The organism is Pseudomonas cichorii (assembly GCF_019719005.1).
GTDB lineage: Bacteria > Pseudomonadota > Gammaproteobacteria > Pseudomonadales > Pseudomonadaceae > Aquipseudomonas > Aquipseudomonas cichorii_E.
The window spans coordinates 300,664-313,891 of the sequence record NZ_JAIGPJ010000002.1 but is presented as its reverse complement, the minus strand read 5'-3'; the positions used below and the strand labels follow the sequence as shown (position 1 = coordinate 313,891).

Genomic DNA, 13,228 nt, shown 5'->3' with positions numbered 1-13,228 from the left:
ATCGATTTTCTGGATGGCTGTATATAAGGCTTTCAAATGATCTGAAACCCGTTTTTCCGAGAAATATTTCTTACAACCAGTCGAGAACTTAATTCAAAGCATTTCATTTCAAACAAAAAACAGCGGCATGGCAGACGCTACAAGGCATTGGCGCGCAAGGGGCTAACAATGATAATCACTATCATTGTTGCTGATAATTGAATGCATCAAAGCAGTGTTACCGTTGCCGGCGATGAAACGAACATGTGGATAGCCTGCGAAACCGCATCGCAGGCCTGAATACTTGCTCCACTTCATCAGTCCTTTGGTTAGATCTTTTTAAGCCATCACACGTGAGTGCGATGGCTTTTTTTTTGATTTGAAGTCTGCACCCGTGACTTAGGGCAATCGGCAGTAACAACTTTCAACTTGATGAATGTCCCGTTTGCGCTAGTTTTTTGAACGTTTTCTTACGGCAAAAACAGGCATTCTGATGTACACCCCCGCAGTTTCTCTTCGCAGCACCGAATCCGGTGCCGAATTCTGGCTCCTTGCAAATCAGGTCAGCAAACGCAGCGAAAGCGAACGTCTGAGCAATATCCATTCAGGCTTTGCACCCGGCTGGATACGCTCGGTTCGCGAGGCATTCAGGCTCAGTAATGAACACCTTGAAGAATTGCTCAATGCCTCGACTTCCACCCTGGAACGGCGTCAACGCCAACAACAGCCGCTGGACCGGATCGCCTCAGAGCGCCTTGACCGGATCGCCATGATTGCCACCCAGGCCATGGACATATTCGAGACACCCGAACGCGCCAGCCAGTGGATGCTGACCGCCAATGCAGCATTGGGTGATCAGCATCCACTGCGTTTGTGTGAGACAGAGATCGGTGCCCAGCAAGTACGCCGCGCCCTCGCGGCTCTCGCCTATGGCGGTGTTGTCTGATGCACGCCTGGAGAATCACCACGGCACCGTTCGCTACAGACCTGAGCGGCCAGGGTGCAGCGCTGTTTGGCGGGCGCTGGAATCACCCGGAGCACAAAGCCCTGTATTTCGGCATGACCGCAGCAATCTGCGCGCTGGAAGCGGTTATCCATTGCACCGAAGTGCCACGCATCGCACTGAAACTCGTGCGCGTGAAGCTGCCGGACGAGCCGCAGCTTTACTGCGAACCCGACCTGCAAGAACTTGGCGAGGCATGGGCCAGCAATCCTGCCGATATCCAGAGTATGGATTTCGGTACGGCCTGGCTCAGGCGTGGTCAGCAGCTAGGGCTGATCGTACCGTCCTCGGCCCTGCCTCAGGCCCGCAACATCATGCTCAATCCGCTGCATCCGGCAGCGCAGCGGATCGAGATTATGGAGGTCACGGACTTCACTCTTAATCAGCGGTTGATATCCACCACCACTCTTCCCCTCACCTGACCGGCAATCAGTTGTGGCGCTATGTCGATGACTTCGCTCAATCCGATTTCACGGCTGATCAGCGTTAACAGCGAAACATCCAGATCAGTGGCCAGCCGCCCCCAGGCTTCCAGGCGGTCGACTCGCGGGCGATTGACGCTGTCGATCCCGGCCAGGGTTACGCCGCGCAGGATGAACGGCGCGACCGATCCCGGAAACTCCATGCCCTGGGCCAGACCGCAGGCTGCAACTATGCCGCGATAGCGAATGCCGGCACAGACATTGGCCAGCGTGTGGCTGCCGACCGAATCGATGGCTGCCGCCCACTGCTCTTTGGCCAGCGGGCGACCGGGTTCGGACAAGGTGGCTCGATCAATGATCTGCGCAGCGCCCAGTTGCTTCAGGTACTCACTTTCCGCAGCACGCCCCGTCGAAGCCACCACCCGGTAACCGAGCCTTGCCAGAATGGCCACCGCAAAGCTGCCCACGCCACCGTTGGCACCGGTTACCAGCACGTCACCACTGTCCGGCGTCAAGCCATGTTTCTGCAAGGCAATCACCGCCAGCATCGCGGTATAACCCGCCGTGCCGATGGCCATGGCCTGGGCGGGTGTGAACGCTTCGGGCAGCGGAATCAGCCACTGGCTCTTGAGCCGAGCCTTGGCAGCCAGACCACCCCAATGTGCTTCGCCCACGCCCCAGCCATTGAGCAGGACCTGATCGCCCACCTTGAATTCCGGCGACTCGCTGCTTTCGACCGTTCCCGCCAGATCGATCCCCGGCACCATGGGAAAACTGCGCACCACCGGGCTGGAACCGGTGATAGCCAGGGCATCCTTGTAGTTGAGCGTGCTGCTGGACACCTGCACCGTGACATCGCCCGGCGGCAGCGAGGCTTCATCGATATCGGCCAGGCTGGCGCGGTATCCCTGCTCGTCCTTGTTGATCAAAATGCCTTTGAACATATGCACCTCCAATTTAGACCGATCGTCTTTAAATAGGCCCGAGCAATCATTGCGGCAAGCCGCGAAGAAAGCCCGCAATAAAGATATTCAAGGGTTTGTCGCTTTTGACCAGCCGAGCACGCAGCACCGCGCCTTCCCAGCCGATCCAGAAAAAAGCTGCCAGCTCATTGCAATCCGCATCCCTGGCCAGCTCGCCAGCCTGCTGGGCTGCTTTCAGACAATGGGCGAGTCTGGCCTGCCAACCCTGAAGAATATCTTCAAGCTGAACGCGAAAAGACTCAGGTAAAACACTGATTTCCTGACCTAAATTGCCCACCATGCAACCGCGTCGATAATCATGGCGCGCCATGCCATGCTTGGCGCTCTGCACGAAACCCACCAGCCGCTCCAGCGGCGACAGGGACTCATCCAGCAACCAGCGATCCAGGCGGCGGGCAAAGTAACTGGCGTAACTATCCAGTACCGCACGGCCAAAGACTTCCTTGCTGGCAAAATAGTGATAGAAGGAGCCTTTGGGCACACCCACTTCCTTGAGGATGTAATCGATGCCCGTGGCCATGTAGCCCTGCTCGGTCAGGACCTCAAGGCCTCGGCGAATCAGGGCTTCGCGGGTTTCCAGGTTCTCACGGTCCACCTTGGGTGGGCGACCGGGGCGTCTGGGCTTATCGGATAATGTCGTCATGGCGGCAATATTAGACCGACCGTCTCTAAAGTCAAATCCATGTGAGCCACCATCCGCCTGAAGGGTTGCCAAAGGCGATGGCTGCGCGCTCAATAGCAGTTTTACTGCCTTCGATATGGAGCCCCTGGCATGAGTTCATGGCCTGACAACCGCATCCTTGATCTGCTCTCCATCACCCTGCCCATCCTGCAAGCGCCTATGGCCGGAGCCACGGGATCGGCCATGGCGATTGCCGTCGGGAATGCTGGCGGACTGGCATCGCTGCCCTGTGCCATGCTGAGCCCGGAGCAGATCCGCGAAGAAGTGGCGCTGATCCGCCAATACAGCCAGGCACCGCTGAACCTGAACTTCTTCTGCCATACGCCGCCTGCTGCCGATTCTGAGCGGGACGCACGCTGGAAAGAAGCGCTACAGCCTTACTATCAGGAACTGGGTGCCGATTACGATGCACCCACACCGGTTTCGAGCCGGGCACCTTTCGATGCCGATAACTGCGCATTAGTCGAAGCCCTGAAACCTGAAGTGGTGAGCTTCCATTTCGGTCTTCCTGAACGCGCCTTGCAGGACAGAGTCCGGGCGACCGGCGCCAAAATCATTTCTTCGGCCACGACAGTGGAAGAAGCCATATGGCTTGAGCGCAACGGCTGCGACGCGATTATTGCCATGGGCTATGAAGCAGGCGGCCATCGCGGCATGTTCCTCAGCGAGCAACTCCATACCCAGGTCGGTACTTTTGCCCTGATCCCGCAAATTGCCAATGCCGTCAGCGTACCGGTCATTGCTGCGGGCGGTATTGCAGAAGGTCGAAGCGTCGCAGCGGCCTTCATTCTTGGCGCATCGGCGGTGCAAGTGGGCACGGCTTATCTGTTCTGCCCCGAAGCCAAGGTCAGCAAGCCGCATCATCAGGCCTTGCGCAGCGCCACGGACAGCCAGACGGCATTGACCAACATCTTCACGGGTCGCCCGGCACGGGGCATCGTCAACCGGATCATGAGCGAAATCGGCCCCATGAGCCCTCTTGCGCCCGCCTTCCCTCTGGCTGGCGGTGCGTTGATCCCCCTTCGTGCCAAAGCCGAGCCACAGGGTAACGGCGACTTCATGAACCTGTGGGCAGGCCAGGCTGTAGGCATCAAGCATGAGCTGTCGGCAGCCGAACTGACCCGGCAACTGGCTGATAATGCGCTGAAAATACTCTCCGGTAAGTGAAACAGCGCTTCCATGGGAATGCGCCATCGCTATATATTTAAATATATAGCGATGGCTGCCTTTGGCTGTCGCGTCAATTCTCCCCTCAAAATATCCCGGAGCCGTTTCATGCGAGCGTTCCTGCCACGCATCACCCTCAGATCACTGGTTGCAGCCATAGCAGCTCTGGGCATGACCTCCGCCTTTGCCGATGAGGTCCAGGTTGCCGTGGCTGCTAACTTCACGGCGCCGATCCAGGCCATCGCCAAGGACTTCGAGAAAGACACCGGACACAAGCTGGTCGCAGCCTTTGGCTCGACCGGCCAGTTTTACACCCAGATCAAGAACGGAGCGCCTTTCGAGGTGTTCCTGTCTGCCGACGACACCACCCCGGCCAGACTTGAACAGGAAGGCGATACCGTCAAAGGCTCGCGCTTCACCTATGCGATCGGCACCCTGGCGCTGTGGTCGGCCAAAGAGGGTTATGTCGACAGCAAGGGCGACGTGCTCAAGGCCGGTCAGTATCAGCACCTGTCGATCGCCAACCCCAAGACCGCACCTTACGGCCTGGCAGCCACGCAAGTATTGGGCAAGCTGGGACTGATCAATGCGACGAAGGCCAGGATCGTCGAAGGCCAGAACATTACCCAGGCCTATCAGTTCGTGTCCACCGGCAATGCCGAGCTGGGTTTTGTCGCCCTTTCGCAGATCTACAAGGATGGCAAACTCGCCAGCGGCTCGGCCTGGATCATCCCTGCCGAGCTGCATGACCCGATCAAACAGGACGCGGTCATCCTCAACAAAGGCAAGGACAACCCGGCCGCCAAGGCGCTGGTCGAATACCTCAAAGGCCCGCAAGCGGCCAGTGTCATCAAATCCTTCGGGTATCAACTGTAAATGCCGCTGGGGAGTGCCGATATCGCGGCGATCTGGTTGACGCTGAAACTGGCGTCGCTGACCACCGTCATCCTGCTGGTAATCGGCACGCCCATCGCCCTGTGGCTAGCCAGAACCAACTCCTGGCTCAAAGGCCCGGTCGGCGCAGTGGTGGCCTTGCCTCTGGTGCTGCCGCCCACCGTCATCGGCTTTTACCTGTTGATACTGCTGGGGCCTAACGGTTTTGTCGGCCAGTTCACTCAGAGCCTTGGCCTGGGCACCCTGACGTTCAGCTTCACCGGACTGGTGATCGGCTCGGTACTGTACTCGATGCCCTTTGTCGTGCAGCCTTTGCAAAATGCTTTCGCGGCCATCGGCACGCGCCCGCTGGAGGTGGCTGCCACCTTGAGAGCCGGTCCGTGGGACACCTTTTTCCATGTGATCCTGCCGCTGGCCAAACCTGGCTTCATCACCGGCGCCATCTTGGGCTTTGCCCATACCGTGGGCGAGTTCGGCGTGGTGCTGATGATTGGCGGCAATATCCCCGAGAAAACCCGCGTGGTGTCGGTGCAGATATTCGATCACGTCGAGTCGATGGAGTACCTGCAAGCCCACTGGCTGGCGGGTGCCATGCTGGTTTTTTCATTTCTGGTTCTTTTGGCGCTCTATTCAAGCGGCAAGTCCAAAGCAGGTTGGAGTTGATTCATGGCATCGCCCATCGCCGTTCGCCTGCAGATGGCTTTTCCCACCTTCAAAGTGGATGTTGACCTGAACTTGCCGGGCACAGGCGTGACTGCGCTGTTTGGCCCGTCCGGCTCAGGCAAGACCACCTGCCTGCGCTGCATTGCCGGCCTGGAGAAAGCCCAACAAGGTTTTATCCAGGTCAATGGCGAGGTCTGGCAGGACTCGGCCAACGGCATATTCCTTGCGCCGCATAAACGTTCCATCGGCTACGTTTTTCAGGAAGCCAGCCTGTTCCCGCACCTGTCGGTACGCGGCAACCTGGAATTCGGCCTGAACCGCATCCCCAAGAACCAGCGCAGCATCCAGATGCAGCACGCGACGGTCTTGCTGGGCATCGACCACCTGCTTGATCGCCAGCCAGACAAACTCTCCGGCGGCGAACGCCAACGAGTCGGCATTGCCCGCGCCCTGCTCACCAGCCCGCGCCTGATGCTGCTCGACGAACCGCTGGCCGCACTGGATAGCAAGCGCAAAAGCGAAATCCTGCCGTATCTGGAGCGCCTGCATAACGAGCTGGAAATACCCATGCTCTACGTCAGCCACTCCCAGGATGAAGTGGCACGTCTGGCGGATCATCTGGTGCTGCTTGAGGAAGGCGGCGTCCTGGCCTGCGGCCCCATAGAGGAAACCCTCGCCAGACTCGATCTGCCGCTGGCCATGGGCGACGATGCGGGTGTCGTGATTGAAGGCACGGTGAGCGCCTACGACAGTCATTACCAACTGCTGACCATCACCCTGCCCAACAGCGACCTGCGCCTGACCGTTGCTCACACCGAACTGGCAAAGGGCAAGACATTACGGGTCAAGGTGCAGGCACGCGATGTCAGCCTCAACCTGCAGGCCGATGACCAAAGCAGCATTCTCAACCGGTTACCCGTGACCGTGATCAGCGAAGTTGCCGCCGACAATACGGCACATGTGCTGGTGCGGCTCGATGCTGGCTGCACACCGTTGCTGGCGCGTATCACCCGCTATTCCTACGACAACATGAGGCTTTACCCCGGACAGCAACTCTGGGCGCAGATCAAGGCCGTAGCGGTACTGGCATGAAATAATTGGCACCCGCTCGAGCAGGCGTGGTCAGTGTTGTTAACCGACCTGGAAACATGACCATGCCTTCTCCGACCGCCAGTTCATCAGCAGTGCCTGGACTTCATTACGTCGACGATTCTCAGCCAGGGTTCACCCGCAAGATACTGCGAGGCAAGTTCGCCTACTTCGATACCGATGGCCAACGCATTCGCGACGAGGTAGAAATACAGCGCATCAACGCGCTGGTCATTCCACCCGCCTACACCGACGTCTGGATCTGCGCCGACCCGGCCGGACACCTGCAAGCCACGGGTCGCGACGCCCGAGGCCGCAAACAATATCGCTACCATCCGCAATGGCGGGAAATCCGCGATCAGGACAAATACTCGCGCCTGATCGAATTCGGCCATGCGCTGCCCAAGGTCCGCAAACAGATCGAAGCACAACTGGCCCAACCCGGCATCGGTCGCGAAAAAGTCATGGCGACGGTCATTTCCCTGCTGGATGCCACCCTGATACGCATCGGCAACAGCCGCTACGCCAAGGAAAACCGCTCGTACGGCCTGACCACTTTGCGCAACAAACATGTGGAAGTGCATGGCACGCAAATCGTCTTCGAGTTTCGGGGTAAAAGCGGCATAGAACACCGCGTCAGCGTGAGAGACCGACGCCTGGCCACTGTGATCAAGCGCTGCATGGAATTACCGGGGCAAAACCTCTTCCAGTATCTGGACGATAACGGGGAACGCCATACCGTCACTTCTTCAGATATCAACGCCTACCTGCAAGACCTGACCGGGTCCGACTTCACCGCCAAGGACTACCGGACCTGGGCCGCCAGCGCACTGGCACTGGCAACCCTGCGCAAGCTGCACTGGGAGCCGGAAGCCGATGCCAAGAAACACATCGTTGAAATGGTCAAGGCCGTCTCACGACAACTGGGCAACACCCCCGCCATCTGCCGCAAATGCTACATCCACCCCGCAGTGCTGGAGGGTTTCCTGCTGGGCAACCTGGCGAAACTGCCCCGCAGCCGGCAACGCAAAGGCCTCCACCTTGAAGAAGTGGCACTGGCCCACTACCTGCACAGCCTGGCGCAAAGCATGGAAGACGTCGCGACCACGAAGAAATCGTGAGGTAGATGGCAGGTAGATTCCGTAGCCTCATGATTTACAGAGACTTTTTATTTAACGGAAAAAGTAACATCTTGTGCCATCTGAAGGACTTGCACGCTTGCTTCATGGGGACGGGATGTATATATTCCCTGCCTTGGCGCTACCGCCCCGATGGCGAAATTGGTAGACGCAAGGGACTTAAAATCCCTCGTCCTCTGGACGTGCCGGTTCGACCCCGGCTCGGGGCACCATATAAGAATCAAAGGCTTGCGCGGGGTGACTCGGCAGGCCTTTGGTGTTTTTGGGGGGGTACGAAAGTTACGGCACTCCGCAATTGCGGCAAAGCGGATACATCAGCCCGACTTGGTGCCGGGCTTGTCGTTTCAGGCCTTAAGCCAACCGTCTCATGGACAATTCCATCTTAGCCATCAGATCTCGCTGCTCTCTCAACGAAAGCACCAGATGCGCGATGGACCTGCTGGATGACAGATCAGACAAAGGCATACCCGTTACGTACAGCTCGATTTCGCCTGATTCGGCGTTGGTGAGCTTCACCGAAAAGCTGTCGTTCGCCGAAATGACGCATTCGCATTTGCTGGGCAGAAAGGCCGTTTCCAAGACTCGCTGAAGCTCGGGCTTTGAATACATGATTTACTCTCTACTGATCAGATCTTTCCGACAATACTAGACAAGTATTACGCCAGCTTGTTGCCGATCGTCGGCATATTTTCTTGATCCAAGTGGCTTCGGGCGTACTCGATAAGCTCATCTACATGCATTTCTGCACGAGCCAGTCGGGTACTCAGTGAAATACTCGAACCATGAGTAGTGGTTCGTCGATACAGACAGTTTTCTGAAAAAGATGGAAGTGGCCTGGCTTCAACTACATCAGATAGTTGAGGATGCTCGTTCAAAAATGCCAGAAGCCTTGCGCTGGCCCTGTGTAGGGCTTCCTCCATGAGACGGCTGAATCTGCCAGCATTTCTGTTTACGTACCCAACAAAATACTCGCTCTTGTAGCAGTCCGGTGACGCCACATGGCATTCGGCGCAGAGCAGGAAACGATTTTCTACGGTGTCCGCGCCTCCCAGGGAATGCGGAATGATATGCGCAACTTCCTGATATCCCTGATCGCCACAGCACCAACAGATACGCAGCTCTTCATTGTCATCGCACACCGCTTCGAGTGCGTATTCAGAAAAGCCGTACTGTTTGATCCAGTGCGAATTGTCTTGCCAGGCTTTGCGGACAACTTCGCGCCTGATCACTTTTCTTTTTGGTGACAGCCCCATTAGATACACCTGCTCGATCAACTCCGAATAGCTTCATGATCGCAATGAAGTTTCGTCAAAGCCACACTCAGGTTGTGATGAACTGTAGGACCGGATTTATCCGGGAAGGCAGTATCGATGGCGGTAGAACTATCGAGGATGTACAAGTTTCTTGGTACACAAATCATGAGCAGGCCCGACATCCGCCGAACCTGCCAGACAATCTATCTTAAGGACATACGCAGACAGTCGGACCAAACACCGGACCGCTGCATGGGTCTGGGGACGGGCCGAATACCGGGCACGCGGCTTGGGCATTCAGGGAGAAACCACACAGCAGAACTACAGCAAACATCACTTTCTTCATTTGCAACCTCCTGGTCGAATCATCGATAACATTCCATGCTTCCCTCTGCAGCCAAGCTGCAGAGGTGCCGAATATCGCCCATCACATGATGTGTCGCAAGATCTGACCGCCGAACCATTCACAGGCAATCCGATTGAACCAACCCGGCAGCAGACCCTCCACCTTTAAGCAACCATTCGGATGGACAGCCAAGGCTGGGAGGCAGTAATGAAAAAGAACACCGATGCAAAGAAAAAAGCAGTGCCGTCGCCAGACCAGTCAGGCGAAGTCGAGCGCGATAACGATGCACATCGTCCAGACGGTTCTTCCGGAACGGAACAGGATTCAACGGCGCAGAAAACCGCCCGCAATGAAGGCAAGCATTCAAGATGAAGTGACGACGATGCGCTATTCGGTAATGGATGATGAAAAGCAAGCCCGCTTATGAAAGGTCAAATGGATCAACGCAGATGGCGAATCCCGATCCTCTGTACTACCGTGAAAATGCCTGTATGCAGAAGAAAACCTGATCCGGAGCCTTCATGAAAAGAATCATGCTGCTGTTGCTATTTGCCCTTGCGATATCTGGTTGTAGCTATTTTTCATTTCAGGAAGACAATTGCACAGACAACCCACAGATGTCGGGATGCGATGGAGAACATGGTGGCCATAGACGTTAAAACTCGATTCTGAAAACAGGCATTCAAGGAATCATTCAGAGAGCTGCGCGGCCCTGTGCAAGCATGGCCGCCCTCTCATCAGCCTCTTACCGCCTGCCTGCGCTGTCTGCGATCAGTTGCCTTGGAAACCACATACGTCCAACTCAGAAACCCCATACCCGCCACAATGAACACTGCCGGACTGCGCATCAGAACAATCCCACCAATCAGCATACCCAACCCCAACGCACCCACGATCAAGGCAGATAGTGCAAACAGATTCATACAACCCTCCTTTGTCATAAATAAATTGGTCGCACCTTCGGCATTGCCATGCGCATGAGTTTTCAACGGCGAGATAAGTGTGCAGACCGGCTTGGAGGGTGAGTGGGTGTTTGGCGGGGGTGGTTCCATGATTGTGGCCTATCGAATAGCCCTGAGTCTGGCAGACACTTGGCAAGAGCCTCATATAGCTGTAAAAAACGCAACGAAAGTGATTATCACTTACAGTTATCCCAACTCTGGAATCCTAGGACGATAAATGCCCCTGATCACTGAACGCGTAGAACTGGCCCGCAACGGAGCCAACGACAAGGTCATTTGCCGAATGGCATCCGGCTGGGCGGTCATGGGCGACGTGCAGTTTCTACCTGGTTACTGCCTGCTACTCCCCGACCCTGTCGTTCCAAGCCTGAACGATCTGGATGCAGAAGCCAGAACGACATACCTGCTCGACATGGCCCGAATCGGAGATGCGGTGCTGCAGGCAACCGGGGCACTTCGTATGAATTACGAAATTCTGGGCAATTCAGAGCCCGAACTGCATTGCCACATCTTTCCTCGTTACGCCTCGGAACCGGAAAAGCATCGCAGGATGCCTGCATGGTTCTATGACTGGAAAACGGCTACACCCTATGCAGAGGAAGTGCATGGGGAACTGCGGGAGAGGATTGCAGATTTTCTGAATGCGTAGAGTTAATGTGTGTAGACGGGCATGATCTGAATTGTAGATCCAACTCCTGCAACAAGAAGAGCAAAGTAACTACAAGGAGTTCGGTGGAACGCGATTTAAAAATGTGAAGAATGGGTTAGGCATTTCATTCATCAAGGAACAAAAAATGCCTAGCCCTACTATCGTCACGCTGTACCTGTTGCTGACCTATGTCGGTCCAATCCTACTGAACCTGGGCTCTAAAAAGCCCAAGTACATCACAGCATGGCTCGCCATTCACGTCTTGCTCTTTTGCGCCTGGACACTGAACCAGTATTGATCAGCAGACAAAACGCGTCAGACCTAAAAGTTTCTGAACTCCCAAGAAAATCAAAGGCAATAAAAAACCCCGTAGACGTTAATCTACGGGGTTTTCAATAGTGGAGGCCGAGGTCGGAATCGAACCGGCGTAGGCGGATTTGCAATCCGCAGCATAACCATTTTGCTACTCGGCCTCAGACGACTGATGCTTCTACAACCACATCAACCGTTTTGAACTCTTTTGGATCAAGCCTTGGCTTTATCCTCAACCCATTGAATCTTAAGGGTTTTTTCTCGTTCCTGAATCAGGAATGGACGCAATTCTGGACTGGTTGACCGGGCATGTCAAGAACGAGAATGAAATAATTCCATGTACGCCCGGTCAACGAGTCAGGCTTTATTCTTTGCTCAGGTCCACCAGTGGTTCCTTGCGCACTTCGGTTGCCCGGCCGCCCTGGATGGTTTTGATCTGGCCGAGTGCGGTGTCGACTGCGCCTTTGTCTGCCAGCAGGCTGTAGCTGATCTGGAACTGGCGCTGTTCTTTCGGGGCGATGGTCGGCACGAGTTTCAGAGGACGCTGGTAGCGGCGGTTGTAGGAGAAGCTGGTGCCTGGCTCAAGGCCGGTGACGTAGCCCTGGCCACGGGTGTCGGTGTTTTTCCACAAGGAGAACACGGGCAGTTGACGGGTGTTGAAGCCCACTGCTACTCCGAGGCTGCCGGCTTTGTTGTGCAGCACAGTGAGGGTATCACCTTTGGCGTCGCCGTAAGGCACTACGTTGTAAACGGTTTCGTCGTAGCCTGGCGTAGGACCGCGGTAGGTTTGCCAGTCAGGCAAGTCGCCTTTGGCCTTTTCGTTGAAGGGCGATACCTGCTGCACCGGAGCCTCGAAGCGTGCGCCCTCCTCCAGGAACGGCGTGCTGAAGTTGCTGTGGTACAGCGCCTGGTACTCCTTCGGATAGTCGCCGTTGTTGGTCAGGGTGTCATTGAGGGTAAAGCGGGTGCTACCCGGATCGGTGACCAACTCGGTCTGGACCGAAAAATCGACTTTCTTGAACGCCTGTTCTTTCAATTCACCCTTGAGGCGAATGGCATAAGGCGGCTTTTCGTCGATATGCAGAGTGACTTTGTTCGCCGGGATATTCGCTGCGCGGCCGTGCAGGGTCAGCAGTTCGCCATTGTCGATGCCCGGATGCCCCACCCACTCATAACCGCAGCGGGTTACCAGTTCGTTGAAGCCTTCCAGCCAGCCTAATCCGCCGCGCCCGTTCAACTCGATAAAGGCAGGGTTGACCACCTCTTTCACCGGCGAGTCCCAGCCCATGCGTACATCACCGACCGAGGCCTGCAATACGTTCATGCCGCGAGTGGGCACAACCGAGAGCTTCATGGTGCCGTTGTCGATCTCGATGATGCTCACGCCTTCCTGACGACCGCCGTGCAAGGTGCGCAGGGTGACGGAGAAGGGTTTGTCGGTCTTGATCCCGAGTTGGGCACTGGTGATCTGCTGGTTCTGGGCGGCCTTGTCGGTATCGAGCAGCACATAGTCCCAGGCGAAGGCGTTGGTAGCCGAGACGATGGCAGTGGCACCGAGAAGCCAGGCGAGCGATTTCATGGGGGTGGTCCTTATTGGAATTATGGGGACAACTGAATCTGATTAAACGATTCAGCGACCCATCAAGTCTAGTCAAAATCGCTGAATTCGTGAAAAGAGAATTACA

16 protein-coding genes and 2 tRNA genes are annotated in these 13,228 nt (G+C 56.2%); 11 read left to right on the top strand and 7 right to left on the bottom strand.

The genetic code is table 11. The annotated features are described in order from the left end of the window. Nucleotides 1-472 precede the first annotated feature (472 nt). Nucleotides 473-925 carry an antitoxin Xre/MbcA/ParS toxin-binding domain-containing protein gene (locus tag K5D32_RS03580; protein ID WP_221576329.1) on the top strand — a complete coding sequence of 151 codons (453 nt, stop codon included), beginning with the start codon at nucleotides 473-475 and terminating at the stop codon, nucleotides 923-925. Beyond that, a complete protein-coding gene (locus K5D32_RS03575) occupies nucleotides 925-1,404 on the top strand; it encodes an RES family NAD+ phosphorylase (RefSeq protein WP_221576330.1) in 480 nt (159 codons plus the stop codon). Before K5D32_RS03580 ends, K5D32_RS03575 begins: the two co-directional genes overlap by 1 nt. Here K5D32_RS03575 and K5D32_RS03570 read toward each other — a convergent pair. Together K5D32_RS03570 and K5D32_RS03565 are read right to left on the bottom strand one after the other, a co-directional pair. Then, entirely contained in the window at nucleotides 1,365-2,348 is a 984-nt protein-coding gene (locus K5D32_RS03570; RefSeq protein ID WP_221599264.1) for an MDR family oxidoreductase, read from the bottom strand. The genes K5D32_RS03575 and K5D32_RS03570 overlap by 40 nt on opposite strands. Before the next feature lie 46 nt (nucleotides 2,349-2,394). Further along, nucleotides 2,395-3,030: a TetR/AcrR family transcriptional regulator gene (locus K5D32_RS03565; RefSeq protein ID WP_221599263.1), complete on the bottom strand. Its 636-nt coding sequence runs from the start codon at nucleotides 3,028-3,030 to the stop codon at nucleotides 2,395-2,397. Nucleotides 3,031-3,159: 129 nt separating this feature from the next. On the opposite strand from K5D32_RS03565, the gene K5D32_RS03560 reads away from it, so the two are divergent. The 6 genes from K5D32_RS03560 (at nucleotide 3,160) to K5D32_RS03535 (ending at nucleotide 8,233) form a co-directional block, all read left to right on the top strand. Next, the gene (locus tag K5D32_RS03560; RefSeq protein WP_221599262.1) at nucleotides 3,160-4,236 is read left to right on the top strand and encodes a nitronate monooxygenase family protein; all 1,077 of its coding nucleotides are present in this window, start codon (nucleotides 3,160-3,162) and stop codon (nucleotides 4,234-4,236) included. A 108-nt stretch (nucleotides 4,237-4,344) separates the two neighbouring features. After that, nucleotides 4,345-5,112: a molybdate ABC transporter substrate-binding protein gene (gene modA / locus K5D32_RS03555; protein ID WP_221576337.1), complete on the top strand. Its 768-nt coding sequence runs from the start codon at nucleotides 4,345-4,347 to the stop codon at nucleotides 5,110-5,112. After that, nucleotides 5,113-5,793, top strand: a complete 681-nt coding sequence (modB, locus tag K5D32_RS03550) for a molybdate ABC transporter permease subunit (RefSeq protein WP_221599261.1) — start codon at nucleotides 5,113-5,115, stop codon at nucleotides 5,791-5,793. 3 nt (nucleotides 5,794-5,796) lie between these two features. Then, nucleotides 5,797-6,885 (top strand): molybdenum ABC transporter ATP-binding protein, encoded by a 1,089-nt coding sequence (modC, locus tag K5D32_RS03545; RefSeq protein ID WP_221599260.1) that lies wholly within the window; start codon nucleotides 5,797-5,799, stop codon nucleotides 6,883-6,885. 62 nt (nucleotides 6,886-6,947) lie between these two features. Continuing rightward, nucleotides 6,948-8,003, top strand: a complete 1,056-nt coding sequence (locus tag K5D32_RS03540; protein ID WP_221599259.1) for a DNA topoisomerase IB — start codon at nucleotides 6,948-6,950, stop codon at nucleotides 8,001-8,003. A gap of 144 nt (nucleotides 8,004-8,147) precedes the next feature. Continuing rightward, nucleotides 8,148-8,233, top strand: a tRNA-Leu gene (locus K5D32_RS03535). Between the two features lie 139 nt (nucleotides 8,234-8,372). Here K5D32_RS03535 and K5D32_RS03530 read toward each other — a convergent pair. After that, nucleotides 8,373-8,630: a DUF1652 domain-containing protein gene (locus K5D32_RS03530; protein WP_025260322.1), complete on the bottom strand. Its 258-nt coding sequence runs from the start codon at nucleotides 8,628-8,630 to the stop codon at nucleotides 8,373-8,375. 47 nt (nucleotides 8,631-8,677) lie between these two features. Next, complete coding sequence (locus K5D32_RS03525; RefSeq protein ID WP_221599258.1) at nucleotides 8,678-9,274, bottom strand: HNH endonuclease; 597 nt, start codon at nucleotides 9,272-9,274, stop codon at nucleotides 8,678-8,680. Nucleotides 9,275-9,827: 553 nt separating this feature from the next. Between K5D32_RS03525 and K5D32_RS03520 the strand changes: the two genes are divergently transcribed. Further along, nucleotides 9,828-9,992: a hypothetical protein gene (locus K5D32_RS03520; protein ID WP_221593085.1), complete on the top strand. Its 165-nt coding sequence runs from the start codon at nucleotides 9,828-9,830 to the stop codon at nucleotides 9,990-9,992. Nucleotides 9,993-10,357: 365 nt separating this feature from the next. Here K5D32_RS03520 and K5D32_RS03515 read toward each other — a convergent pair whose 3' ends face one another. Next, a complete protein-coding gene (locus tag K5D32_RS03515; RefSeq protein WP_221593084.1) occupies nucleotides 10,358-10,543 on the bottom strand; it encodes a hypothetical protein in 186 nt (61 codons plus the stop codon). A gap of 256 nt (nucleotides 10,544-10,799) precedes the next feature. On the opposite strand from K5D32_RS03515, the gene K5D32_RS03510 reads away from it, so the two are divergent. Together K5D32_RS03510 and K5D32_RS03505 are read left to right on the top strand one after the other, a co-directional pair. Next, complete coding sequence (locus K5D32_RS03510; protein ID WP_221599257.1) at nucleotides 10,800-11,231, top strand: HIT family protein; 432 nt, start codon at nucleotides 10,800-10,802, stop codon at nucleotides 11,229-11,231. 145 nt (nucleotides 11,232-11,376) lie between these two features. Then, complete coding sequence (locus tag K5D32_RS03505; RefSeq protein WP_221593082.1) at nucleotides 11,377-11,529, top strand: hypothetical protein; 153 nt, start codon at nucleotides 11,377-11,379, stop codon at nucleotides 11,527-11,529. Between the two features lie 101 nt (nucleotides 11,530-11,630). Here the strand turns inward: K5D32_RS03505 and K5D32_RS03500 are convergent. Both K5D32_RS03500 and K5D32_RS03495 read right to left on the bottom strand, forming a co-directional pair. Then, nucleotides 11,631-11,704, bottom strand: a tRNA-Cys gene (locus tag K5D32_RS03500). Between the two features lie 203 nt (nucleotides 11,705-11,907). Next, nucleotides 11,908-13,122, bottom strand: coding sequence for an aldose 1-epimerase family protein (locus K5D32_RS03495; RefSeq protein WP_221599256.1), 1,215 nt, complete (start codon nucleotides 13,120-13,122; stop codon nucleotides 11,908-11,910). Between the last annotated feature and the right edge of the window lie 106 nt (nucleotides 13,123-13,228).

Bases quoted from the DNA above. Each gene is read 5' to 3' on its own strand.
- K5D32_RS03580 (WP_221576329.1), top strand. From the start codon at position 473: ATGTACACCCCCGCAGTTTCTCTTCGCAGCACCGAATCCGGTGCCGAA.
- K5D32_RS03575 (WP_221576330.1), top strand. From the start codon at position 925: ATGCACGCCTGGAGAATCACCACGGCACCGTTCGCTACAGACCTGAGC.
- K5D32_RS03570 (WP_221599264.1), bottom strand. From the start codon at position 2,348: ATGTTCAAAGGCATTTTGATCAACAAGGACGAGCAGGGATACCGCGCC.
- K5D32_RS03565 (WP_221599263.1), bottom strand. From the start codon at position 3,030: ATGACGACATTATCCGATAAGCCCAGACGCCCCGGTCGCCCACCCAAG.
- K5D32_RS03560 (WP_221599262.1), top strand. From the start codon at position 3,160: ATGAGTTCATGGCCTGACAACCGCATCCTTGATCTGCTCTCCATCACC.
- modA (WP_221576337.1), top strand. From the start codon at position 4,345: ATGCGAGCGTTCCTGCCACGCATCACCCTCAGATCACTGGTTGCAGCC.
- modB (WP_221599261.1), top strand. From the start codon at position 5,113: ATGCCGCTGGGGAGTGCCGATATCGCGGCGATCTGGTTGACGCTGAAA.
- modC (WP_221599260.1), top strand. From the start codon at position 5,797: ATGGCATCGCCCATCGCCGTTCGCCTGCAGATGGCTTTTCCCACCTTC.
- K5D32_RS03540 (WP_221599259.1), top strand. From the start codon at position 6,948: ATGCCTTCTCCGACCGCCAGTTCATCAGCAGTGCCTGGACTTCATTAC.
- K5D32_RS03530 (WP_025260322.1), bottom strand. From the start codon at position 8,630: ATGTATTCAAAGCCCGAGCTTCAGCGAGTCTTGGAAACGGCCTTTCTG.
- K5D32_RS03525 (WP_221599258.1), bottom strand. From the start codon at position 9,274: ATGGGGCTGTCACCAAAAAGAAAAGTGATCAGGCGCGAAGTTGTCCGC.
- K5D32_RS03520 (WP_221593085.1), top strand. From the start codon at position 9,828: ATGAAAAAGAACACCGATGCAAAGAAAAAAGCAGTGCCGTCGCCAGAC.
- K5D32_RS03515 (WP_221593084.1), bottom strand. From the start codon at position 10,543: ATGAATCTGTTTGCACTATCTGCCTTGATCGTGGGTGCGTTGGGGTTG.
- K5D32_RS03510 (WP_221599257.1), top strand. From the start codon at position 10,800: ATGCCCCTGATCACTGAACGCGTAGAACTGGCCCGCAACGGAGCCAAC.
- K5D32_RS03505 (WP_221593082.1), top strand. From the start codon at position 11,377: ATGCCTAGCCCTACTATCGTCACGCTGTACCTGTTGCTGACCTATGTC.
- K5D32_RS03495 (WP_221599256.1), bottom strand. From the start codon at position 13,122: ATGAAATCGCTCGCCTGGCTTCTCGGTGCCACTGCCATCGTCTCGGCT.